Here is a 21,139-nt window from a genome sequence, read left to right on the forward strand (position 1 = left end):
GGGGAACGTGCGGCGTGACCGGGTGGGGTGACCCGGTGGGGTGACCCGGTGGGCCGTATTCCGGTCGCACGAAGCCGGGGCGCGGCCAAGACTGGCCGCATACGGCAATCGGCTCTGTGCGGACGATCGCGGCCGCGCGCCACGTCGCGGGAATGGGTGATCACGGTGACAACCTCCCCCATCGGCTCGGGAGACCGCTCCTTCGGCTCGGGAGACCCCTTCGCCGCCTTCTTCGACCGCTTCTTCGGCATGAGCCCGGCCGCCTCGCCGCCCGCGGTGCAGCGGGTGCCCATCGGGCGGCTGCTCAGCGACTCCTCGCGCGAGCTGCTTGAGGCCGCGGGGCGCAGGGCGGGCGAGGACGGCTCGGACCTGGACACCGTGCATGTGCTGTGGGCCGCGACGCGGGTCGGGGCCGCCCGCCGGTTCCTGGCGCGGGCCGGGGCGGATCCGGACCGGCTGGCCGATGACCTGGCGGGCGCGCTGCCCACGGGGACCCGGTCGGGGGACCCCGCGCTCACCCCGGCGACCAAGCGGGTTCTGCTGGCGGCGCACGCCCGTTCGCAGGCGGGGCGCGCGTCGTATATCGGGCCCGAGCACATCCTGGCGGCGCTGCTCGACGAGCCGCGTTCCTCGGCGGGGGCGGCGCTGCGTTCGGAGTGCGCGGTGCCCGGCGCGCTGCGGGAGAGCGCGGGGGGCCGGTGGACGCCCGCGGGCGGCGAGCCATCGACGCCCACGCTCGACGCGTACGGCCGCGACCTCACCGACGAGGCCCGCGGGGGGCGCCTTGACCCTGTGGTGGGGCGCGCGGAGGAGATCGAGCGCACCGTGGAGATTCTCTCGCGCCGTGGGAAGAACAATCCCCTGCTCATGGGCGACCCCGGCGTCGGCAAGACCGCGATCGTCGAGGGCCTGGCGCAGCGGATCGTCGCGGGCGATGTGCCGCGGGCCCTCGCGAACCGGCGGGTCGTCGCGCTCGACATGGCGGGCCTGGCCGCGGGCTGGCGCCACCCGGGGGACTTCGAGGAGCGGCTCACCAAGGTGATCGAGGAGGTCGCGGCGGCGGAGAAGAGCGTCGTCCTGTTCATCGACGACGCGCACACCGTCATGGGCGCGCGGAACGACGCGGGAAACGGCGCGGCGAACGGCGCCGGGAGCATCCTTGAGCGCGCCCTCGCCCAGGGCGACCTCAGCCTCATCGGAGCGACGACGGTCGACGAGTACCGCGGGAGCATCGAGTGGGACGCGGCGCTGGAACGGCGTTTCCAACCGGTGATGGTGCGCGAGCCCACCGTGGATGAGACGGTCGAGATCCTGCGGGGGCTGCGGGACTGTTACGAGGCGCACCACCAGGTGGGGATCACGGACGAGGCCGTCGACGCGGCGGCGACGCTCTCCGACCGTTACGTGCGTGACCGTTTCCTGCCCGACAAGGCGATCGACGTGATCGACCAGACGTGCGCCAGGGTCGCGCTGCGCGACGGCGGCGGCAGCCGGGAGGCGACCGCCCTCCAGGACCGCCTCACCCGGCTGACCAGGGAGAAGGACGCGGCGGTCGGCAACGAGGACTTCGAGCGCGCGGCGGAGTTCACGCTGCGGATCAGGGAGACCGAGGAGCGGCTTGCCGATCTGGGCGAGGAGCCCGCCGAGGTGCCGCTGGTCACCGAGGACGACATCGCGTCGGTGCTGTCATCGCGCACCGGCATCCCCGTCGCGCGGCTCACCCAGACGGAACGCGAGCGGCTGATGCGGCTCGAAGAGGCCCTGCGCCGACGGGTGATCGGGCAGGAGGAGGCGGTCACCGCGGTGGCCAGGGCCGTGCGGCGCGGGCGGGCGGGGATGGGCGATCCCGGTCGGCCGACGGGCAGCTTCCTCTTCGTCGGCCCTGCCGGGGTCGGCAAGACGGAGCTGGCCAGGGCGCTCGCCGAGCTGCTGTGCGGTGAGGAGGACCGGCTGGTGCGCCTTGACATGGGCGCGTACCGGGAGCGGCACTCCGTCGCGCGGCTCATCGGCTCGCCGCCCGGCCCTGGCGGCCCCGGCGAGGCGGGCAGGCTGACGGAGGCGGTGCGCCGCGCGCCGTACGGCGTGGTGCTGTTCGACGAGGTGGAGAGGGCGCACCCCGAGGTGTTCGACGTGCTGCTTCTGGTCCTCGGCGAGGGGCGCCTGACCGACGCGCGGGGGCGGACGGCCGACTTCAGGAACGCCGTCGTGATCATGACGAGCACCATCGCGTCGGATCGCGTCCCTGAGCGCGGGGGCGCGGTGGAGGCGTTCAGGGACGACGTGCTGGGCGGGCTGCGGAGCCGCTTCGGGCCGGAGTTCCTCGACGTGATCGACGAGACGGTGGTGTTCCACGGCCTCGGGCATGAGGACCTCATCCGCATCGTCGACCTGCCGCTGGAGCGCAGCCGCCGCAGGCTGCACGCCCAGCAGGTCGATCTCGAGGTCACCGACACGGCCAGGGAGTGGCTGGCCGACCGCGGCCACAGGGCCGGGTCGGAGGCTGGGTCGCAGGCCGGGTCGGGCGCCGGGTCGGGCGCCGGGCCGCTGCGTCGCACGATCCAGTCCGAGCTGGACAACCGCCTGGCGGACATGCTGCTCGACGGCACGGTCAACCCCGGTGACACGGCGGTGTGCGACGTCAAGGACGGGCGGCTCTCCTGCTATGTCAAGGGCGGCGGGGGCGACGGGAGCGGCGGGAGCGGCGGGAGCCACGACGCCCGGCGCGCCGCGGCCGGGTCCTGAAAAGCCAGGGGGCGGGGCGATGCCCACGGCGGCGCCCGAAGGGCACGAGGGGGGGAGGGGGAAGCGGCGGGCCGGTCTACGGTGTTCGACGGCAGCGGAACGCGAGGCCGAAGGGACACGCCCATGGAACCCGTCACCGAGAGCATCGCCAAGAACCGCCAGTCGCCCGACGTCCTGCGCGCCATGGTGGCGCGCGCGTTCGGCGATGACCGCGTGCCCGAGGGCGACGGCTGGGCCGACGAGTTGGGCCACGGCTGGTTCAACGTGGCCTACCGCGTGCGGCTGCGCGACGGCGCGTCGGTGGCGTTGAAGATAGCGCCACCCGCGGGGGTCGAGGTGATGACCTACGAGCGGAACGCCATGCGCACCGAGGTCGCCGCGCTCGCCCTGATCCGCGAGCGTACCGAAGTGCCGGTGCCCGCCGTCCTCTTCCACGACGACACCCACGAGCTGTGCGACGCGGACTACTTCTTCATGGAGTACGTGGACGCCGACAACCTCGGCGTCGTCAAGGACGACCTGCCGCGCGAGCGTTACCTCGCGTGCGAGGAGGCGCTCGGCGCCGCCAACCGCGCGCTCAACGGCATCCCCGGCGACCGCTTCGGGCCGCTGCTCGGCGGGCCGCCGAGCGGCACGAGCTGGCGCGAGGTCTTCACCGGCCTCCTGGAGAACGTCCTGCGCGACGGCGAACGGCGCGGCGTCGACCTCGGCCAGGACTACGACGCGATCCGCCGCATCGTGGCCCGGCACGCGGACAGCCTGGACGAGGTGACCGAGCCGGTGTTCATCGAGTGGGACCTGTGGGACTTCAACGTCATGGTGCGCGACGGCGCGCTCGTGAGCATCATCGACCACGAGAGGGCGCTGTACGGCGACCCGTTGTTCGAGGCCAGGTTTCTGCCCGTCACCGAGCCGGAGCTGTCCGACGGCACGCTGAGCTTTCTGCGCGGCTACGGCAGGGAGCCTTCGTTCACCGAGGCGGAGCTGACGCGGCGGCGCCTCTACACCCTGTATCTCTTTCTCATCATGGTCATCGAGACGGTGTTCAGGGGCCACGAGGACCCGTCGCAGTACCACTCCGCGCGCGAGCGGCTGGCGGCCTCGGTCGCCGAGCTGAGCGGCGCGCCGAGCGTCGAGCCCGCGCGCTGACCGTTGGCCCGCGGCGAACGGCGGGGTAAAGGGCGGGGTGAACGGCGCGGCGAACGGCGGGAGGGCGCGGCGGCCCTGGGCACGCGCCCGGTGGGCCGCCTGCTCGCCACGTCGACCGCGCAGGCGACCATGGCGGTCGCGACGTATGGCATCTACGCGCTGACCAACGCGTGGTTCATCTCGCGCGGCGTGGGCGAGACCGCGTTCGTGGCCGTCAACCTGGTGGCGCCCCTGCTGCTGATCCTGGGCGCGGTCTCGACGACCGTCGGCGTCGGCGGCGCGTCGCTCGTCTCCCACCGCCTCGGCGCTGGCGACCCGCGCGGCGCCGCGCGGGCGGCGGGCAACGCGTTCGTCGTCTTCTGGGCCGCGGCCGTGCTCATCGGCGGCCTCGGCATCCTGCTGATCGAGCCGCTGCTCACCGTGCTCGGCGCCGCCGGCGAGACGCGCGCCCCCGCGCGCGACTACGCGCTGATCATCCTGGCGGGCTCGCTCACCGCGACCGGCTTCTCCAGCCTGGTGCGGGCCGAGGGGCGGATGCGGTTCTCGACGCTGATCTGGGTGGTCTCGGTGGTCTGCCAGATCGTGCTCGACCCGCTGCTGATCTTCGGCCTCGACATGGGCGTGCGCGGCGCCGCGTTCGGCACGGTCGGCGGGCAGGCGGTGTCGGTGGGCTTGAGCCTGTGGTTCTTCTTCCTCCAGCGCGACCGCCCCTACCGCATCGGCCTGGCCGACCTGCGCCCCCACGGGCCCACGCTGCGGCGCCTGGTGTCGCTCGGCGCCCCCTCGTTCCTCGGCGGCCTCGGCACCACCCTGGTCACCGCGCTCGCCAACGTCCTGCTGCTGCGGCTCGGCGGGGCCGTGGCGTTGAGCGCCTACGCGATCTGCGCGCGCATCGGCACCTTCGCGCTGATGCCCCAGCTCGGCATCTCCCAGGGCATGCAGCCGCTGATCGGCTACAACGCGGGCCGCGCGCTCGCCGACCGCGTGCACCGCACCCGCGTGCTCGCCCTGCGCGCCACGACGCTGTACGGGGCGGCCGCGTGCGCCGTTCTCCTCGGCGCCGCGGGGCCGTTGACCGGGGCGTTCACCGACGACCCCGAGGTGCGGGACGCGGCGGCCGACGGCCTTCGCGTGCTGGCGCTCGGCCATCCACTCGCCGGGGTGGCGACGCTCGTGGCCGCGTACTTCCAGGCGCTCGGGCGGGCGCGGCCCTCGTATCTGATCTCGATCGGGTCGATCGTCGGGGTGCGCGTGCCGCTCCTGCTGCTCGCCTCCCTGGCCGGGACCACCTGGCTGTGGAGCAGCTTCCCTGTGGCCGAGCTGGTCACGGCGGCTGCCGCGTGGCTGATCCTGCGCCGCCGGGGCGGAGCGGCCGGGGGCGCCGAGGCTCCGAAGGAGCGGGCGCCCGCCAGGCCCCGGACCCGTTCACCGTGACGGCGGTGGGCCAGGGGTGCCGCCACCATCCGGGGCCGTCCTCGATGTGGCGCAGCAGGATGCCCTCGCGGATCGCCCACGGGCACAGGGTCACCGCGGCTAGGCCCATGGCCCGCATCGCCGACTCGGCGACGATCGCCCCGGCGAGTGACTGCCGGGCGCGCGCCGCCGAGATGCCGGGCAGCGCGGCGCGTTCGGCGGATGACAGCGCCGCGAGGCGGCGGGTCGCGGAGCGCAGGTCGGCAAGCGCCAGCTGACGCCCCCCGCACAGCCGAGCCAGCTGGTGGAACGTCCGCGACGTGCCCACCGCGCGCAACGGCGCCTCCGCGCGGACCCGCCCACTCAACCCCCGCAGCACGTCCGCCACATGACGGCGCAGCTCCCGCACCGCGCCCGCCGACGGCGGATCGCCGTCGGCCAGCCACCGCCGCGTCAACGGGCGCGCGCCCAGCGGCAGCGACGCCACGAGATCCGGCGCCTCGCCCCGCCCGAGCGCCACCTCGAACGTGCCCCCGCCGATATCCAGCGACAGCAGCGGCCCGCCGCCCCCACCCGTCCAGCCCTCACCCGTCCAGCCCTCACCCATCCACCGCCGCACCGCGAGAAACGTCAGCGCGCCCTCGGCCTCCCCCGGCAGGGTGTGCAGCGACACCCCCGTGCGCCGGTGGACCTCATCGAGCACGCTCGCGGCGTTGGGCGCGTCCCGCACGATCGCGGTGGCGAACGCGAACGGCTCCCCCACCCCCCGGCGCGCCGCCTCCCCCAGAGCCGCCCCGACGGCCCCCGCCACCCGCTCGACGGCCGCCTCCCCGAGCCACCCGTCGGGGCCCGCCAACTTCCCGAGCCGCAGCGGATACTTGACGGTCCCGACCACCGCGGGAACGCGCCCCTCGGCCTCCGCGACGACGAGGCACGCGGCGTTGGCCCCCACGTCCAGCACAGCGATACGCATACGCTCCGCGTACCCGCGACGACTCCCCGTCACGCGGCCGCCCGCCCCACTGGCGCGAACATGACGCATTCGCAACCATGGGGTCGCGGGAGACGGTTCGCGGATGACCTGCCTCGCCCCGCCCGAGCCGCACGCCCCGTCCCCTGGAATCCACCGCGAGAAGGGCGGGGCGGCGGGGGAGCGTTGAGCGGGGGCCGTTGAGCGGTGCGGTAAGTCCTTTGCCTTTCCGCGGGAAGGCGCTTAGCGTTGATCGCGTCCTGTTGTCGACGACAGAGGTGCACGTTGCGCGTCTGAGGTTCGCGAACACCGCGTGGTGCCGCACGGCTTCGGCCGTCCGGCCCGTGTGCGGGTGCGACCTCGGTGCGGGGCCCTCGTCCGGCAGGACGCCTTCTCCCCTCCTCCCGGTGGCCGCCGCGCGGTGCTTGTTCCCGAGGCCCGACCAACGCGTCGACGAGGCGTCCACGAGGCGTTCGCGACGCGTCCACCGCGAGCGAATGCGAGATCCCCATGACCCCAGGCCACGCCGCCCCCGCCCGGCGCTCCGCGCGCGTTCCGCTGCTGCCCAACCCCCCGCCGGGAACGCGCCTGGCCCACATCCGTGACCACCTGGTGGGCGCGGGCGAGCCGGAGTTCCGCTTCCGGCAGCTCGTCCACGGCCTCCACCACCGACGCGTCACCCACTTCGACGAGCTGAGCGAACTCCCCGCCCCCCTGCGGCGCGAGCTGGCCGACCACTTCGGCGCGACGCTGCTGCCGCTGACCCCGGTGGCGGCCAGGTCCGCCGAGCAGGTCGAGAAAGTCCTCTTCGAAACGCCGGGCGGCGCCCGCGCCGAGACGCTTCTGGCCCGCTACCGCGCGGGCTGGTCCTCGCTGTGCGTGTCCTCGCAGGCGGGCTGCGGCCTGGGGTGCACGTTCTGCGCCACCGGCGCGGTCGGGCTCGTCCGCAACCTCACCGCCGACGAGATCCACGCCCAGGTCGTCCACCCCCACTGGCGCGGGGCGCGCGACGCGCTCCCCGACAGCGTGGCGTTCATGGGCATGGGCGAGGCGCCCGCCAACCCGCACCTCTTCCCCGCCCTTCACCTACTCACCGCCCCCGGCTACGCGGGCATCTCGCCGCGCCGGATCACCGTCTCGACCGTGGGGTTCGCGCCCGGGCTGCGGCGCCTCACCGAGGAGCACCCGCAGGTGACCCTGACCCTGTCCGTCCACTCGCCCTTCCCCGAACAGCGCGCCGAGCTCATCCCGTTGGAACGCCGCTTCCCGCTCGCCGAGAACCTGGCGGTGCTCGACCGGTACGTGGCCGCGAGGCGGCGCAAGGTGTATCTGGCGTATCTGCTGATCGCCGGGGTCAACGACTCGCCCGACCACCTCGCGGCGCTGGCCGCCCTGGTGCGCTCGCGGCCGCGCCCCGGCCTCTTCCATGTGAGCGTGATCCCGTTCAACGCCGCGACGGGCGCGGATCCGGCGTTCACCCCGCCGGGCGAGGGATGCGTGGCGCGCTTCGTGGGGCGGCTGCGCGAGTTGGGGGTGCGGGCCACGCGCAGGCGGCAGTTCGGGGCGGGGATCGACGCGGCGTGCGGCCAGCTGCACGCCCGCTACCTGCCGCGGCCGCGCGCGGGATCGGCGGGGACCGCCTAGGGTTTCCCGGTGCGCATCGAACTGAGTGAACGAACGGCCGTGGTCTCCGGATCGACCCAGGGCATCGGCTACGCCATCGCCCGCGGGCTCGGGGAGGCCGGGGCGCGGGTGGTGGTCAACGGGCGGTCGGCCGAGAGCACCGAGGCGGCGGCGCGGCGGCTGTCGGACGAGGCGCCTGGCGCGGCGTTCACGCCCGTCGCCGCCGACCTGGCGACGGCCGAGGGCGCCGCGGCGCTCGCCGAGGCCGTGCCGCGGGTGGACATCCTGGTCAACAACCTCGGCATCTACGGCAGCCGCGACCCGCTGGAGATCGACGACGACGAGTGGCGCCGTTACTTCGAGATCAACGTCCTGTCCGCGGTGCGCCTCATCCGCGCCTTCCTGCCGGGGATGCGGGAGCGCTCGTGGGGGCGCGTAGTGAACATCGCCAGCGACTCGGCGGTGGCGATCCCGGCCGAGATGATCCACTACGGGGTCACCAAGACGGCGCTGCTCGCGGTGACGCGCGGGTTCGCCAAGGCCGCGGCGGGCAGCGGCGTCACCGTCAACTCGGTGATCGCGGGACCCACGCACACCGGGGGCGTCGAGGCGTTCGTCGCCGAGCTGGTGGGCGAGGACAAGGAGTGGGACGATGCGCAGCGGCAGTTCATGCGCGAGCACCGCCCGCTGTCGCTGATCCAGCGCCTCATCGAGCCCGCGGAGATCGCCAACCTGGTGGTGTACCTGAGCTCGGACCACGCCTCCGCGACGACGGGTGGCGCGCTGCGCGTCGACGGCGGCTACGTGGACGCGATCCTGCCCTGAGACCGCGGCGCGCCCTCGCACGCCATGAATCCCCGCACGGAATAAATGGCCGTGCGGGGGCGGCGGTCGAGTGCCTATGCTGAGTGCGTCGCGAAGCGAAGTCCGGGGGTTACTTCTTCACTTCCAAGGAAATTCACCCCCGGGCGCATGGCACTCGCGAGCGATGGGGTAGGCCGATTCCACAGGGGTGGGGCGCGAAGCGCAGCACGGAGTTACTTCGACTGTGGATCGAGTGGTTGTGGGTTCGAGTCCCGCCGCCGGCTCTTCGGGGCCGGTGTAGCTCAAGCGGAAGAGCACTGTGTTCTTCGTGCGCCGGGTACTCGCGTCCCTCCCTTGGGGAATCGGCCCTCGCCCCATCGCTTTTCTCCAGGGGGAATTCATGGGCAAGTTCACGAAGAAGCGGGCCGGTGCGCCGACTTCCCCGATGACCACCACGGGGTCGGCCACGACATTCGAGGGCGGGGCGGCGTTCAGCAGGGACGCCAAGAGCGATCTTTTCATCTTCGCCGCGGTCAACATGGTCGGCGAGGACACCTTCTACGAGGCCGCCGAGGGCCGCGACCGGCGTTTCCAGACGCTGGTGCGCGCGGCGACGCGTGAGGACCCCGACTGGGTGGCGCGTTTCGTCCCCTATCTGCGGGGCGAGATGAACATGCGGTCGGCCGCGCTCGTCATGGCGGCCGAGTCCGCGCTCGCGCGGCGGGCCGGGACCGAAAGGCCCGCGACCGTGTCCGTGCGCGAGATGGTCGCGGGGGCGCTCGTGCGTGCGGATGAGCCCGCCGAGTTCATCGCGTACTGGAAGCGGCGGACCGGCCGGGTCACGCTGCCCGGCGGCGTGCAGCGCGGGGTCGCCGACGCCGTGGCGCGGCTCTACGGCGAGCGGGCTGCGCTCAAGTACGACGGCGTCGGGCAGGCGTGGCGCATGGCGGACGTCGTGGCGCTGGCGAAGCCGACCCCGGCGGCGCCGTGGCAGGCTGACCTCTTCGACCACCTCGCGGACCGGCGCTGGAAGCGGCCCGCTCTCCGGGTGACCGACCGGCTCCCCGTGATCTCCGCGCACCGCGCCGCGGCCGCGCTGCCGCGGGACGAGCGGCGCGCGTGGTTCCTCGCGGACCCGGCGCGGCTCGGGGCGGCCGGGATGACGTGGGAGGCGCTCGCGGGCCTCGGCGCGATGGACGCGGACGCGTGGTCCGCGATCATCCCGCACATGGGCCTGATGGCGCTCACGCGGAACCTGCGGAACTTCGACGAGGCGGGCGTCCCCGACGAGGTGGCCGACGCGGTGTGCGCGCGGCTGGCCGACCCGGAGGAGGTGAGGCGTTCGCGGCAGTTCCCCTACCGGTTCCTCTCGGCGTACCGGGCGGCGCCCTCGCTGCGGTGGGGGCACGCGCTGGAGCGGGCGCTGGCCGCGTCCACGGCGAACATCCCGACGCTGAAGGGCCGCACGCTGGTCCTGGTGGACACCTCCGCGTCGATGCGGGGCCGAGTGTCGGCCAGGAGCCGGATCCGGCACGTGGACGTCGGGGCGCTGTTCGCGGCGGCGCTGGTGGCCCGCGGCTGCGCGGTGGACCTGGTGGGCTTCGCGAATGGCACGTTCGCCCACAGGATGACGCGGGGCGGCAGCGTGCTGCGGGAGGCCGAGGCGTTCTGCGACCGGATCGGGGAGGTCGGCCACGGCACGGAGACGGTCGCGGCGCTGCGCTCGTCGTTCCGCGGGCATGACCGGGTCGTGATCATCTCGGACATGCAGGCGTTCCGGTACCCCACGAGCATCGGGGGCCGGGGCGGGAACAGCGTCGCGGTGTCCGATGCGATCCCGGCGTCGGTGCCGATGTTCGGCGTCAACACCGCGGGGTACGCCCCGAGTTCGATCGACACCTGCCGCCCGGGCCGGTACGAGATCGCGGGGTTCGGCGACAAGCTGTTCACGATGGTGGACCTCCTGGACCGCGGCCGGGACGCTCCGTGGCCGTGGGAGTCCTGAGGGGGCGCGGGGCCCGGGCGCGGCGGCGTGGGGCGCGGCGGCGCGGGGCGCGGCGGCGCGGGGCCCTCGGGGCGCGGGGGCCCTGAGGGCGGCCCGGCCCCGCGCCCCGAGGGGGTGGGCGCGGGGTCGGCCTCGGCCGAGCCGCGCCGCGGGGGCGGGGCGCGGCTTGTAGCGTCGGGCCTCCGAGCCGGAACGTCAGCCATCGGGAAGGGGCCATGATGCCGACCCTGTCCACCCAACGAATCGCGTACGAGCTGGGCGGCGATGCGTGCGAGGGGGTGCTCGTCGCGGACGCGGGGGGCGCGGGAGCGGCGGGGGGCGCGGGGGTCCTGGGGGAGCGCCCCCTGGTGCTGGTCTTCCACGGCCTCGATGGCCTCGACGACGCCCAGGTCGCGTTCGCGGAGACGCTGGCCGGGTGGGGGTATCCGGCGTTCGCCGTCGACCTGTTCGGCACCGAGGTGACCCAGGCCGGGCCCGAACGCCGCGGGGAGCGGATGGCCGCGTTCATGGCGGACCGGGGCGCGCTGCGGCGGCGGCTCTTCGACGTCGTGGCGATGGCCACGGCGGGGCCTGGGCTGCCCGGCGTCGACCGGGGCAGGGTGGCGGCCGTGGGGTTCTGCTTCGGCGGGCTGTGCGTGCTCGACCTGGCGCGGGCCGGGGCGGAGCTGCGGGCGGTCGCCGCCTTCCACGGCGTGCTCACCCCGCCGGGGGACATGCCGGAGCGGCGGCCCGGACCCGCGGGACCCCGGGTGCTCGTGCTGCACGGCTGGGACGACCCGTTCGCGCCACCCGCCGATGTGACCGCGCTGGGGCGGGAGTTGACCGAGCGCGGCCTCGACTGGCAGATCCACGCCCATGGCCACACCCTGCACGCCTTCACGACGCCCACGGCGAACGACCCCGAGGGCGGGGTGGGGTACCACGAGGTATCCGCGCGCCGGGCGACGGCCTCGCTCCGGTCGTTTCTGGCCGAGGTACTGGTCTGAGCGGATCGGCGTGCGACATTGGTTCACTCTTTCGAGGGATACCGTCGGGTCACCCCGATGGCCGACACTGAGAGTGTTGGCTTATTGACGGAGAGTGAGCGTGATGGGTGTCATGAGGCTCTGGACGTGTCGGAGGCGGGGCGGTGTGGCGGCGGCGCCAGAAGGGCGCGGTGGGCCAGCGCCGTTCGAGGGCGTAGTGGTCGAGGCGGTTGCGGCGGTGGGCGGCCGTGATGGCGGCGATCCGGGCGGCGTAGCGGCGCGGGGCGTCGCGGTCGCCGCCGAGGCGGGCGTCCAGCGCGCGGCCCGCGGCCAGCCCGGTGGCCAGGGCGGTGAGGATGCCCTGCGAGGACAGCGGGTCGAACGTCGCGGCGGCGTCGCCCGCGGCGATCCAGCCGTCGCCGGTGACGGGTTCGAGCCGGGAGGTGTGCGCGGCGGCGCGGCGGAAGCCCGCGCGGGCGCGCGCCGCGGGCAGGTCCGCGTCGGTGAAGCGCGCCACCAGCAGCAGGCCCGAGGGCAGCGGCGCGGTGTACCACCAGCCATCGGGGGCCGAGGCGACCAGGGCGGGGCCCGGGGCGCCCTCGGGGTGCTCGGCTTCGGGGCGCGGGGCTTCGGGGCGCTCGGCCTCGGGATGCTGGGCCTCGGGGCGCTGGGCCTCGGGGCGCGGGGCTTCAGGGTGCTCGGTGCGGTGCAGCGCGATCAGATGGTCCTCGATCCTGCGCGTCGCGCCGCACGCCACCGCGATCGCGGCCCTGCGGCCCGTGGCGTCCACGAGCCAGCGGCAGCACAGGAGTTGACGGCCCCCGGGGGTGCGCAGGGCCAGCGCCCAGGTGCCGTCAGCCCGCCGGGCGGGGGCGCGCACGAAGGCGCGGGTCTCGACCCGGGCGCCCGCCGCGCGCGCCGCGTCCCTGAGCCTTCGGTCGAACAGCGCCCGGTCCAGGTGCCAGCCGGGCCCGTGCGGATCGGCGACGCTGTCGGTCGCGGAGACGGCCGGGGAGCCCCACGCCGAGAGCATGGTGAGCCGGGGCAGATGCCCGGGCCCCGGCACGGCGTCGGCCACGTCCAGGTCGCGCAGCAGGGGCCTGGCCGCGGCGGGCAGCGCCTCGCCGACCGGGGGCGGCCCCGTGCCCGCGTCGGCGAGCAGCACCGAGCGGCCCGCGCGGGCCAGGGTCAGCGCGGCGGCCGAGCCCGCGGGCCCGCCGCCCGCCACCACGACGTCGTACACGGCCGCGCCACCTCACCGCTCTCCCTCGCCGTCCGGGCCGGGCCCGTCCACGCGGTCCTCGCCGAACGGATCGAGCTTGTCGAGATAGCCGACCGTGATGTCCTCCTCGGCCAGGCCGGTCGTCTCCGCGACGCCGCGCGCCACCTCGCGGCTGCGCTCGCCGCTCCTGGCGATGGCCTCCTCGACATGGACGTTCACCAGGTTCCTGGTCGGGGAGACGCCTTCCAGGGCGAAGCCCGGCTCGGACTCCACGCCGAGGCGCCCGGGGAAGACCCCGTCGCCCACCGTGTACTCCCGGGTCTCCACGACCCCGAAGCGGTGCCAGTCCCGCACGGCCTGCGCGCGCTGCTGCGCCGGGTCGCCGCCCAGGCCGCGCAGCCAGGAAGCCCGCCGGGCGAACGCCGCCTCCCGCTCCGCCTCGTCGACGCCCGGCGCGGTGGGGGCGTCGACGATGGCGAAGTCCGCCTCGGTGAGCACATGGTTGGGCACGCGCGCCGGCCAGAACGTCGGAAGGTGCGGGTCGTAGCGCGGGCCGAGGCCGAGCGCGGACTCGTAGCCGGAGCGGCAGCTCGCCGTGTCGGTCTGCCAGGGCACGGCCATCCAGCGGGTCAGACCCCCTGGCCGCTGCCCGTGCAACGGCCCGTCCGCCGCAAGCGCCTTCTGCCGGGTCAGCGCGGCCCCGAGGTCCTGGGTCACCGGAGGCCCGCCGCTCCGCACGCGGAACGGCGCGGTGTACAGCGACAGATGGCGCAGCGGCCACGTGACCTCGCAGCCCGGGTGGAACGCGTCGGCGAGGCAGAAGTCGAGGGCGGCCCGGTCGAGGAGCCCGGGGCGCTCGGCCAGGGGCGCGTCGTCGACGTCGTCGGGAAAGCCCGGCCACGGCCTGGCGTCGAACCTCCCCTCGGCCCAGGCGAGGAGCAGCCCCTGCTGCGTGGCCGAGAGCGCCAGGTGCTGGCGCACGGACCTGGGCCTGCTGGCCATCGCGTCGCCGTAGACCCAGGGCCAGGGCACGGGCGAGAGACCGTCGCGGTCGTAGTCCCGCAGCGCGGTGAAGACCTGGCGCCGCAGCTCCTGGTGGCTCGGCCCCGGGCTGGCGAGCCGCCGCAGCCTGTCGGGCGCCAGGAAGTCGTCGGGGCCGCCGTGCCCGAAGCGCGCGGCGAACCCCTTGTTGACCCACTGGAGTTCGCGGAAGCGGCGCAGGATCGGCAGGATGTCGCGGTCGAACGACGGCGTGGTGGGCGCCGTGAGCCAGCCTTCCCGCACATAGAGGTCGTACAGCAGGTCGTAGAGGGTGCGCACCGTCTTGACGTCCGGCGCATAGCTGGGCGGGGCGACGACCAGCCAGGCGGGCTCGACGCGCACGGCCGCCCCGCCGACCGTGACCCGCGCGGTCACCGGGCCGTCGGAGGTGTCGTCACACCAGCCGTCATTGTTGGCGAACGACGTGAGCGGCGCGTTCCCCGGGGAGCGGGACCGCCCCTGGCCGCCCAGCACGATCAGGCGCCCCCGCTCGTCGGTGAGCATCTCGCCGAGCGGCACCGCCGTGCCCCGGAAGGAGCCGCCGGTCAGGGCCACCCGCTGGCCTGGGGCAGCGTTCATCTTCTTGGGCCCGGGGTCGATGACGAGCGAGGCGCGGTCGGCAATCCCGGCGTTGCGGCGCGGGGAGCTGAGGGAGGCGGCCTCGTCGAGGTCGAGGGCGAGGTTGAACGCGTACCAGGCCGCCTTGGCGTTGGCGACGTGCACGCCCCACTCGACGCTCACCCCGTCCTCGCCGGGGATCAGCTCTCCGATGACGCGGTCCTGGGCGTCATGGGCATAGAGGCGGAAGCGGGCCCCCTGGCGCCTGATCGCCCCGTCCGGGTCCTTGACCGTGCCGGGCGGCAGAGGCGGCGGGTCAGGCGTCTCGGGCCCGAGGTACCAGCCGTCGGGACGGGTGCTGTTGCCCACGCGGGCGACGCCGATGGCGGGGTGGATCGTGGCATAGGCGATTCCCTCGGGCACCCGGACGCCCTCCTTCCCACCGGTATCGCGGCGTCTCGCCGACATCGCGGCATCCCGCCGTCGCGGTTCCTCCCGACGGTGACGCCCCGAGGCGCCACCCGCCACCGGGCGGGCTCCGTTGGACTGAGCCGGGGCGCGGGCTGGCCCCGCCCTCTAGAGTGCGGGGATGGCGCGCAGCAGCGGTTTCAAGCACCGGGCCGTCACGGCCTTCCAGCGACGGATCCTCAACCCCATGGGGAGGCGGGTGAAGTCCCAGACCCTGCTGGAGACGACCGGCCGCACCTCGGGCCAGCCCCGGCGGACACCGGTCGGCGGGCGGCTGGCGGACGGGGAGTTCTGGTTCGTGTCCGAGCACGGCGAGAAGTCGCAGTACATCAGGAACATCCGCGCGAACCCCCGGGTCCGGGTCCGCGTGGGCGGCCGCTGGTACGAGGGCGTGGCGACCCCGCTGCCCGAGGACGACACCCGCGCCCGCCTGAAGAAGCTCCCCCGCGGGAACAGCGCGGCGGTGAAGATGTTCGGCACGGACCTGCTGTCGGTGCGGGTGGACATCACCGGCTAGGAGATGGCCCCGCCCCCGGGCGCCCTCTCGGCGCCCGGGGACGAGGACGGCGTTCAGGCCGTTTAGGCCGTGCGGTCCAGGGGCTCGGCGACGCGCATGATGCCGTCCGCGCCGTGGCCCAGGCCGATGGCGCGGCGGGCCATGCCCTCGGCCGCGCGCATCACGCCCGCGTCGATGCCGTGGGCCTCGGAAGTGTGGACGATATGGGCCATCGACGACACCGCCGACGTGATCGGTTGCACTGCTCGGTGAACACCCCGCTGTCCACCTCCTCCGCGGTCTCCTCGGTGATCGCGGGGAGGATCGACCCGATCCCCCGGGCGAACGGCGCCAGTTCGCGCGCGGTGATCCCCTCGGCCCTCGCCACCGCGAGGGCGTGCGCTCGGCCGCGACCTCGCCGAGGCGCTGGCCCCTCTCTCCGACTGGGGCCACCGCCGCCTGGAGCGGCTCGCCCCGGCCGACACGGCCCCCCTGATCCACGGCCACCTCCGCGTCCCGCGCGTCAGGCGGCCCCTGCGACCGCCCGCCCTCGGCCTCGCCCGGGCGCCGCCCGCTGCCAAGTACCCACATATGAGTGGGTACTGACCGCGGCTACTGACGGTGGGTACCGAAGCGGGCACCGGCGCCCGGGCGGCTCCCCGGCTACCCGCCCGCCGCCTCATGGCCGGTGACGAACGGCTCGCCCTCGGCCGCGAGCACGGCCTCGGTGGTGAGCTGCCCGCTCTCGTCGACGCGGATGACGGGGATGGCCTTGCGGTCGGGACTGCCGTCGTTGCGCAGGAAGATGTAGCCGCTGGCGCCAGGGATGGCGTTGCGGTCGTTGCGCGAGGTGAGCTGCTGGAAGACGTCGCTCGCCACCACGTCCCTGGCGTTGCCCGTGGCCCTGATGGCCTTCACCGCCGTCCTGACCACGTCATAGCCCATGATCGCCTGGCCGTCGCCGAGGCCCTGGTCGGAGAACGTCGTCACATAGGTGCCCCCGTCCCTGAACACCGCGGTGGCGTCGGGGTCGAAGTACTCCTCCGCCGCCTCCCAGGCCCCCGAGTGCGCGAGGCCGGTGTACACCAGGTCGATGTCGCCGTCCCGCAGCGCCGCGACGACCTCGTCGAAGCCCTCCTGCTGGGTGGCCTGCGAGAGGTCGTCCCCCGACAGCACGGTCACCTCGCCGTCGCACGGGCGGCCCTTGAGGGGGGCGAGCAGGTCGGGCAGGTCACGCCCGCGGCCCGCGGCCCGCGAAGAAGATGACGTCGGGGCCGCGCTGGCACAGGTTCGCCATCTGGTTGCTGATTCGGAGGCGTTCTCCTCGCGGATCTCCACCAGCAGGTCGAGGAACGCACGCCCTTCGCCCCGGTCGATGTTGTCGAGCAGCAGGACGGACGCGCGGTCGCCGGGGTGACGCGCGTAGTGGGCCCGCAGGTCCTCGATGAACGCGGCGCACAGCATCCGGTCCACGGCGCGGCGATCGCCCGCGTCCTGGCTCTCGCCGCGCTCCTTGAGCGCCAGCAGGGCGTCGATCCGCCGGTAGGCGCTCTGGTCGCGGTACCAGGAGAGGCCGGTGTGCCACATCACCTCGACGGGCAGCCGTGGCAGGCCACGCTGGACCAGGCTGGTCAGCAGGCTCATCCCGGGCAGCTGGAGCAGGTTGAGGTCCTGGAGCAACGTGAGTGCGGCGCCCGCCTGTTGAGCGCCGTCGTCCGCGCCGCTCTCCCTGGCCTGGCGCAACGCCGCCCGCAGCTCGGCCCGCGCCCTGCGCGGCTCGGCCTCGTCGAGGCTGATCCCCGTGCGCACCACGAGCAGCCCGAGCGCGAGGCTCGGGAAGCGCACCCGGGGCTGGCGCGGGAAGCCGTGCGAGAGACCGAGCGCGCAGCGGGCCGCGACCTCGTAGGGGCTTCGCGGCACGGCGGCGTCGGAGCCGAAGTCATACAGCGCGTGCGGGCGCCGGGACGCGATGAACCCGAGGTGGCCGAGCATGGCCGTCTTGCCGCTCCCACGCGGCCCGAGCAGCACCACGACGGGCAGCTCACGCCCCCGCCTGCGCTCCTGCCCCTCGCCGGGCCGCACCCGGCAGGTGTGGAACAGCACCTCGATCCCCGAGACCCCACCAGACGCTCACGACGAACCTGCGCCACGCCCCCCGTCACCGTTCGGCAACACCGTGTCAGGTAGAGCATGGTGCCTCGAACGCCGCGCCCGTGGGGGTCACCTGGCCCACCCGAGGTGAGGCCGCACTCACTGCCCGTCGGCGGTGGGTCTGTGGTGGACGTACTCGACGGTGGTGCCGTCGGGGTGCCGCGCGGTAAAGCTCGCGCCGGTGGGGACCTCGCTCAGGGGCAGGACGATCTCCGCGCCCGCCGCGGCCAGCCGCTCCTGGTACGGCGCGGCATCGGCGACGAGCAGCGTGCCCGTGGTGGCGCGGAACGGCTCGAGATCCTCATCGGCGCCCTCGATCAGGAGGAACGCGCCGACCGAAGCGAGCCTGAGCGCGCCGAAGGCGAACCTGCCGTCGGCCTCGGTGGACAGAAGTTCCTCGTAGAACGCGATGCTCTCGTCGAGCGTGCCAGGGCCGAGGAACACGCGGATGAGCACGCGGGGTTCGGTGAGGTGGGAGGAGTCGGAGGTGCGTCGCCACATCGTCATGAGTCCAGCCTGGTCGGCGGGCCGCGGGGGTGGCAGGCGGCCGTTCATGGGATGGGTCGCCCTCAAAGGACGCGCCGCATGGACGCATCGCCGAACGGCGAGCTGGGTGCGCGTCTACGCGCCGCGCGTGCGCTGGTCACACCGGCGGATGTGGGGCTCGCGGGCGGCCGCAGACGGCGGGCCGCGCGGCTGCGGCGCGAGGAGGTCGCGGCGCTGGCCGGGGTGAGCGTCGCGTGGTACACGTGGCTCGAACAGGGCAGGGTGACGACATCCCGTCAGGTGATCGACGCAGTGTGCCGCGCGCTGCGCATGGGTCCCGCCGCGCACCGGTACGCGCTCTCCCTCGCGGGGTTCTCGCCCGAGGCGTCCCTCGGGGACGGCGCCGCCGTGGGCCAGGGGACGCGGGCGCTCATCGACGGCTGGCCGCACACGGCCGCGGTGGTGACGGACGGGCGGTTCGACGTCCTAGCGAGCAACGCCGCGCACCGCCAGCTGTGGGGCGACCCGGACGCGTTACCCCCGCCGCGGCGCAACGTCCTGCTGCACCTGGCCTCGTCCCCCGCGCTGTGGAACGCGGAGGCGCTGCTGCGCGGCCTGTACGAGCAGTTCCGCGCGGTCACCGGGCAGGTGCCGGACGACGCGAGGGCCGCGGAGATCGTCCACGCGCTGACGGAGGAGCGGCCCGACGTCGTGCACTGGTGGCGCTGCCGCGCGGTGGAGGACTTCCGTCCGACGACGGTGGCGGTGGGCTAACGGGCCGCGGACGCACGGCGGTTGACGTTCGCGCTGCTGCGGCCCGTGGGGGATCCCGAGCTGTATGTGCTGACCCAGACCCCGGTGGACGGCGCGCCTCCGACGCCCTGAGGCCCTGACGTCCTGAGGCCCTGAGGCCCTGAGGCCCTGGGGCCCTGATGTCTCAGTGTCACTCCCGTGACGTAATGTCGCTCCGTGACCGCCGAACGACGCCGCCCGCGCTCGGCGGGGCCATGGACGCCGCGGGACGTGCCCGATCTGACGGGGCGCACGTTCGCCGTGACCGGGGGGAACGCCGGGATCGGCTACTTCTCTTGCGAACACCTCGCCGGGGCGGGCGCCGCGGTGGTGCTCCTCGCCAGGGATCCGGGGCGTGCGGACGCCGCCGCGGCGGCGCTGCGCGAGCGGGTGCGGGGCGCCGATGTCGTCACGGTGCCGCTCGACCTCGCCGACCTGGAGTCGGTCGCGTCGGCCGCGGCGGCGCTCGTCCGCATCGGCCGCCTCGACGGCCTGATCCACAACGCCGCGGTCGTCCACCCCGGCAGGGCAAGGCGCACGACCAGGCAGGGCTTCGAGCTGGCCGTCGGCACCAACCACCTGGGCCACTTCGCGCTCACCGCGCTGGCCTGGCCCGCGCTCGCGGCGACGCGGGGCAGCAGGGTCGTGCCGGTGGGCAGCGTGATCACGCGGCGGACGGCGTTCGGCCCTGACGACGTCGACGACCTCATGAGCGAGCGCTCCTACCGCGGGAAGCGTGCCTACGCGCGGTCCAAGCACGCCGTGCAGTGCTTCGGGTTCGAGCTGGACCGCCGCCTGCGCGCGGCGGCGGCCGACGTCCACGCGGTCGTCGCGCACCCGGGGCTCGGCCTCGACGCCGCGAGCCCCTTGCGCGCCGGGGTCAACGAGCCCTCGCCCGCGGCCCGCGCGGCGGCCGGGCTGCTGGCCCCCGTGGCCCAGGGCAAGCACCGCGGCGCCTGGGCGGCCGTGCGCGCGGCGACCGACCCCGAGGCGGTCGGCGGCCGCTACTACGGCCCGTCGCGCGGCGGCACGGGCCTCCCCGTCGCCAAGCGCCCGCCCACGGCCGACACCGACCCGCTCAGGGGCGCCCGCCTGTGGACCCTGTCGGAACGCCTGACGGGCGTCGCGTTCCCGCTTCCCGCTCACCCGGGCTGAGCGGCGGCCCGGCCCCCGTCGTCCGCCGGAGCGCCATGGCAGCTCGCCGTGTGGGAGGCCGCCTCGGCCGCGGCCGCCGCCCGCGCGCCCGCGCGGATGGCGTCGAGCAGGCGGGCGTGGTCCATGTAGTCGTCGGGGCGCAGCGCGGCCCCGAAGTGCTCGGTGAGCGAGTCGGCGATCACCTGCCCGAGATCGGCGTACAGGCCGAGCAGCACCTCGTTGTGGGACGCGGCGACGACGGCGAGGTGGAACGCGGCGTCGGCGTGGACAAACGCGTCGCGGTCGCCCGACTCCCAGGCCCGCTCGCGCCGTTCGAGCAGCGCATCGAGCCTGCGCAGGTCCTCGTCCGTGCGGTGCCGGGCGGCCAGCCCCGCGGCGGACTCCTCGAGCGCGTGCCGCACCTGGCGCACATCCCGCTGGTCCGCGGCGGCGAAGCGGCGGCGCATGACGCCCGCGAGCTCGCTCGTCGCCACGACATAGGTGCCCGAGCCATGGCGGATGTCGAGCAGCCCGTTGTGCGCGAGGGCGCGCAGGGCCTCCCTGACGGTGTTGCGGGCGACGCCGAGCGCCCGCACCAGCTCGGGCTCGGTGGGGATGCGCGACCCCACGGGCCACGCGCCCGACGTGATCTGCCGCCGCACCTGCGCGATGACCTCGTCGAACAGCCCCGACGGGCGATTGATGGGACGTAGACTCATCCCATGACTTTACGATGACGGGATGCCGAACGACGAACCCGTGATCCCATCCGCGGTGACGGGCCTGACGGGCCGCTGGATACGCCGCCTCGCGATCGCCGCGCTCATCCTGGCCGCGCTCAACCTCCGCCCCGCGGTCACCAGCCTCGGCCCGGTGCTCGAAGAGGCCCGCGCCGCGCTGGGGATGAGCGCCACGCTCGCCGGGCTGCTGGCGTCGCTGCCCGCGCTGTGCTTCGCGGCGATCGGCTTCACCGCGCCGCGGCTGGCCGGGCGGCACGGGGCCGAGGCGGTCGTGGCGGCGGGGCTCGCGGCGCTCGCGACGGGCCTGGCGCTGCGCCCCGTCGCCGGGGGAACGGCGGCGTTCATCGCGCTGACGGGCCTCGCGCTCGCGGGCATCGCGC

General features: G+C 74.8%; 16 protein-coding genes and 3 pseudogenes. 12 read left to right on the forward strand and 7 right to left on the reverse strand.

Features of this window, described 5'->3' with window-relative positions:
* Window positions 1-249 precede the first annotated feature (249 nt).
* The 3 genes from DEH69_RS12410 to DEH69_RS12420 all read left to right on the forward strand — a co-directional run bounded on the left by DEH69_RS12410 (window position 250) and on the right by DEH69_RS12420 (window position 5,325).
* On the forward strand, window positions 250-2,742 hold the full coding sequence (locus DEH69_RS12410; RefSeq protein WP_113687023.1) for an ATP-dependent Clp protease ATP-binding subunit: 2,493 nt from the start codon (window positions 250-252) through the stop codon (window positions 2,740-2,742).
* 123 nt (window positions 2,743-2,865) lie between these two features.
* Window positions 2,866-3,891, forward strand: a complete 1,026-nt coding sequence (locus DEH69_RS12415) for a phosphotransferase family protein (protein WP_113687009.1) — start codon at window positions 2,866-2,868, stop codon at window positions 3,889-3,891.
* Between the two features lie 129 nt (window positions 3,892-4,020).
* A complete protein-coding gene (locus tag DEH69_RS12420) occupies window positions 4,021-5,325 on the forward strand; it encodes an MATE family efflux transporter (protein ID WP_113687024.1) in 1,305 nt (434 codons plus the stop codon).
* On the opposite strand, the gene DEH69_RS12425 is transcribed toward DEH69_RS12420, so the two are convergent.
* A complete protein-coding gene (locus tag DEH69_RS12425; RefSeq protein WP_113687010.1) occupies window positions 5,216-6,277 on the reverse strand; it encodes a Ppx/GppA phosphatase family protein in 1,062 nt (353 codons plus the stop codon). The genes DEH69_RS12420 and DEH69_RS12425 overlap by 110 nt on opposite strands.
* Window positions 6,278-6,784: 507 nt before the next feature.
* Here DEH69_RS12425 and DEH69_RS12430 point away from each other — a divergent pair.
* The 4 genes from DEH69_RS12430 to DEH69_RS12450 all read left to right on the forward strand — a co-directional run bounded on the left by DEH69_RS12430 (window position 6,785) and on the right by DEH69_RS12450 (window position 11,692).
* Window positions 6,785-7,918, forward strand: a complete 1,134-nt coding sequence (locus tag DEH69_RS12430) for a radical SAM protein (RefSeq protein ID WP_113687011.1) — start codon at window positions 6,785-6,787, stop codon at window positions 7,916-7,918.
* Between the two features lie 9 nt (window positions 7,919-7,927).
* Complete coding sequence (locus tag DEH69_RS12435; protein WP_113687012.1) at window positions 7,928-8,722, forward strand: SDR family NAD(P)-dependent oxidoreductase; 795 nt, start codon at window positions 7,928-7,930, stop codon at window positions 8,720-8,722.
* Between the two features lie 379 nt (window positions 8,723-9,101).
* The gene (locus DEH69_RS12440) at window positions 9,102-10,706 is read left to right on the forward strand and encodes a TROVE domain-containing protein (RefSeq protein WP_113687013.1); all 1,605 of its coding nucleotides are present in this window, start codon (window positions 9,102-9,104) and stop codon (window positions 10,704-10,706) included.
* Window positions 10,707-10,921: 215 nt separating this feature from the next.
* Complete coding sequence (locus DEH69_RS12450) at window positions 10,922-11,692, forward strand: dienelactone hydrolase family protein (RefSeq protein ID WP_220131242.1); 771 nt, start codon at window positions 10,922-10,924, stop codon at window positions 11,690-11,692.
* Between the two features lie 49 nt (window positions 11,693-11,741).
* Here DEH69_RS12450 and DEH69_RS12455 read toward each other — a convergent pair whose 3' ends face one another.
* Together DEH69_RS12455 and DEH69_RS12460 are read right to left on the reverse strand one after the other, a co-directional pair.
* Window positions 11,742-12,914, reverse strand: a complete 1,173-nt coding sequence (locus DEH69_RS12455) for a tryptophan 7-halogenase (RefSeq protein ID WP_113687014.1) — start codon at window positions 12,912-12,914, stop codon at window positions 11,742-11,744.
* 12 nt (window positions 12,915-12,926) lie between these two features.
* The gene (locus tag DEH69_RS12460; protein ID WP_113687015.1) at window positions 12,927-14,915 is read right to left on the reverse strand and encodes a LodA/GoxA family CTQ-dependent oxidase; all 1,989 of its coding nucleotides are present in this window, start codon (window positions 14,913-14,915) and stop codon (window positions 12,927-12,929) included.
* A gap of 166 nt (window positions 14,916-15,081) precedes the next feature.
* Here DEH69_RS12460 and DEH69_RS12465 point away from each other — a divergent pair, with 166 nt between their 5' ends.
* Window positions 15,082-15,477 carry a nitroreductase/quinone reductase family protein gene (locus DEH69_RS12465; RefSeq protein ID WP_113687016.1) on the forward strand — a complete coding sequence of 132 codons (396 nt, stop codon included), beginning with the start codon at window positions 15,082-15,084 and terminating at the stop codon, window positions 15,475-15,477.
* 62 nt (window positions 15,478-15,539) lie between these two features.
* On the opposite strand, the pseudogene DEH69_RS12470 reads toward DEH69_RS12465, so the two are convergent.
* Window positions 15,540-15,856, reverse strand: a pseudogene (locus DEH69_RS12470) (NAD(P)-dependent oxidoreductase); the annotation flags it as partial.
* Window positions 15,857-15,861: 5 nt separating this feature from the next.
* Here DEH69_RS12470 and DEH69_RS32660 point away from each other — a divergent pair.
* A pseudogene (locus DEH69_RS32660) lies at window positions 15,862-15,945 on the forward strand (transcriptional regulator); the annotation flags it as partial.
* Window positions 15,946-16,119: 174 nt separating this feature from the next.
* Here the strand turns inward: DEH69_RS32660 and DEH69_RS12480 are convergent.
* Both DEH69_RS12480 and DEH69_RS12485 read right to left on the reverse strand, forming a co-directional pair.
* Window positions 16,120-17,559: a hypothetical protein gene (locus DEH69_RS12480; protein ID WP_113687017.1), complete on the reverse strand. Its 1,440-nt coding sequence runs from the start codon at window positions 17,557-17,559 to the stop codon at window positions 16,120-16,122.
* A gap of 147 nt (window positions 17,560-17,706) precedes the next feature.
* Entirely contained in the window at window positions 17,707-18,114 is a 408-nt protein-coding gene (locus DEH69_RS12485) for a glyoxalase/bleomycin resistance/extradiol dioxygenase family protein (RefSeq protein WP_113687018.1), read from the reverse strand.
* Window positions 18,115-18,192: 78 nt separating this feature from the next.
* Between DEH69_RS12485 and DEH69_RS12490 the strand changes: the two genes are divergently transcribed.
* The gene (locus DEH69_RS12490) at window positions 18,193-18,867 is read left to right on the forward strand and encodes a helix-turn-helix domain-containing protein (protein WP_181727402.1); all 675 of its coding nucleotides are present in this window, start codon (window positions 18,193-18,195) and stop codon (window positions 18,865-18,867) included.
* A gap of 195 nt (window positions 18,868-19,062) precedes the next feature.
* Window positions 19,063-20,040: an SDR family NAD(P)-dependent oxidoreductase gene (locus DEH69_RS12495; protein ID WP_113687020.1), complete on the forward strand. Its 978-nt coding sequence runs from the start codon at window positions 19,063-19,065 to the stop codon at window positions 20,038-20,040.
* Here the strand turns inward: DEH69_RS12495 and DEH69_RS12500 are convergent.
* Window positions 20,028-20,738, reverse strand: a complete 711-nt coding sequence (locus tag DEH69_RS12500; protein ID WP_113687021.1) for a FadR/GntR family transcriptional regulator — start codon at window positions 20,736-20,738, stop codon at window positions 20,028-20,030. The two genes, DEH69_RS12495 and DEH69_RS12500, sit on opposite strands and share 13 nt — an antisense overlap.
* A gap of 22 nt (window positions 20,739-20,760) precedes the next feature.
* Here DEH69_RS12500 and DEH69_RS12505 point away from each other — a divergent pair.
* Window positions 20,761-21,139, forward strand: a pseudogene (locus DEH69_RS12505) (MFS transporter); the annotation flags it as partial.

Source organism: Streptomyces sp. PT12 (genome assembly GCF_003311645.1).
GTDB lineage: Bacteria > Actinomycetota > Actinomycetes > Streptomycetales > Streptomycetaceae > Streptomyces.

What these genes read in the sequence shown, in the direction of transcription:
- DEH69_RS12410 (WP_113687023.1), top strand. Translation starts at nt 250, where the DNA reads ATGAGCCCGGCCGCCTCGCCGCCCGCGGTGCAGCGGGTGCCCATCGGG.
- DEH69_RS12415 (WP_113687009.1), top strand. Translation starts at nt 2,866, where the DNA reads ATGGAACCCGTCACCGAGAGCATCGCCAAGAACCGCCAGTCGCCCGAC.
- DEH69_RS12420 (WP_113687024.1), top strand. Translation starts at nt 4,021, where the DNA reads ATGGCGGTCGCGACGTATGGCATCTACGCGCTGACCAACGCGTGGTTC.
- DEH69_RS12425 (WP_113687010.1), bottom strand. Translation starts at nt 6,277, where the DNA reads ATGCGTATCGCTGTGCTGGACGTGGGGGCCAACGCCGCGTGCCTCGTC.
- DEH69_RS12430 (WP_113687011.1), top strand. Translation starts at nt 6,785, where the DNA reads ATGACCCCAGGCCACGCCGCCCCCGCCCGGCGCTCCGCGCGCGTTCCG.
- DEH69_RS12440 (WP_113687013.1), top strand. Translation starts at nt 9,102, where the DNA reads ATGGGCAAGTTCACGAAGAAGCGGGCCGGTGCGCCGACTTCCCCGATG.
- DEH69_RS12450 (WP_220131242.1), top strand. Translation starts at nt 10,922, where the DNA reads ATGATGCCGACCCTGTCCACCCAACGAATCGCGTACGAGCTGGGCGGC.
- DEH69_RS12465 (WP_113687016.1), top strand. Translation starts at nt 15,082, where the DNA reads ATGGCGCGCAGCAGCGGTTTCAAGCACCGGGCCGTCACGGCCTTCCAG.
- DEH69_RS12485 (WP_113687018.1), bottom strand. Translation starts at nt 18,114, where the DNA reads ATGACGATGTGGCGACGCACCTCCGACTCCTCCCACCTCACCGAACCC.
- DEH69_RS12490 (WP_181727402.1), top strand. Translation starts at nt 18,193, where the DNA reads ATGGACGCATCGCCGAACGGCGAGCTGGGTGCGCGTCTACGCGCCGCG.
- DEH69_RS12500 (WP_113687021.1), bottom strand. Translation starts at nt 20,738, where the DNA reads ATGAGTCTACGTCCCATCAATCGCCCGTCGGGGCTGTTCGACGAGGTC.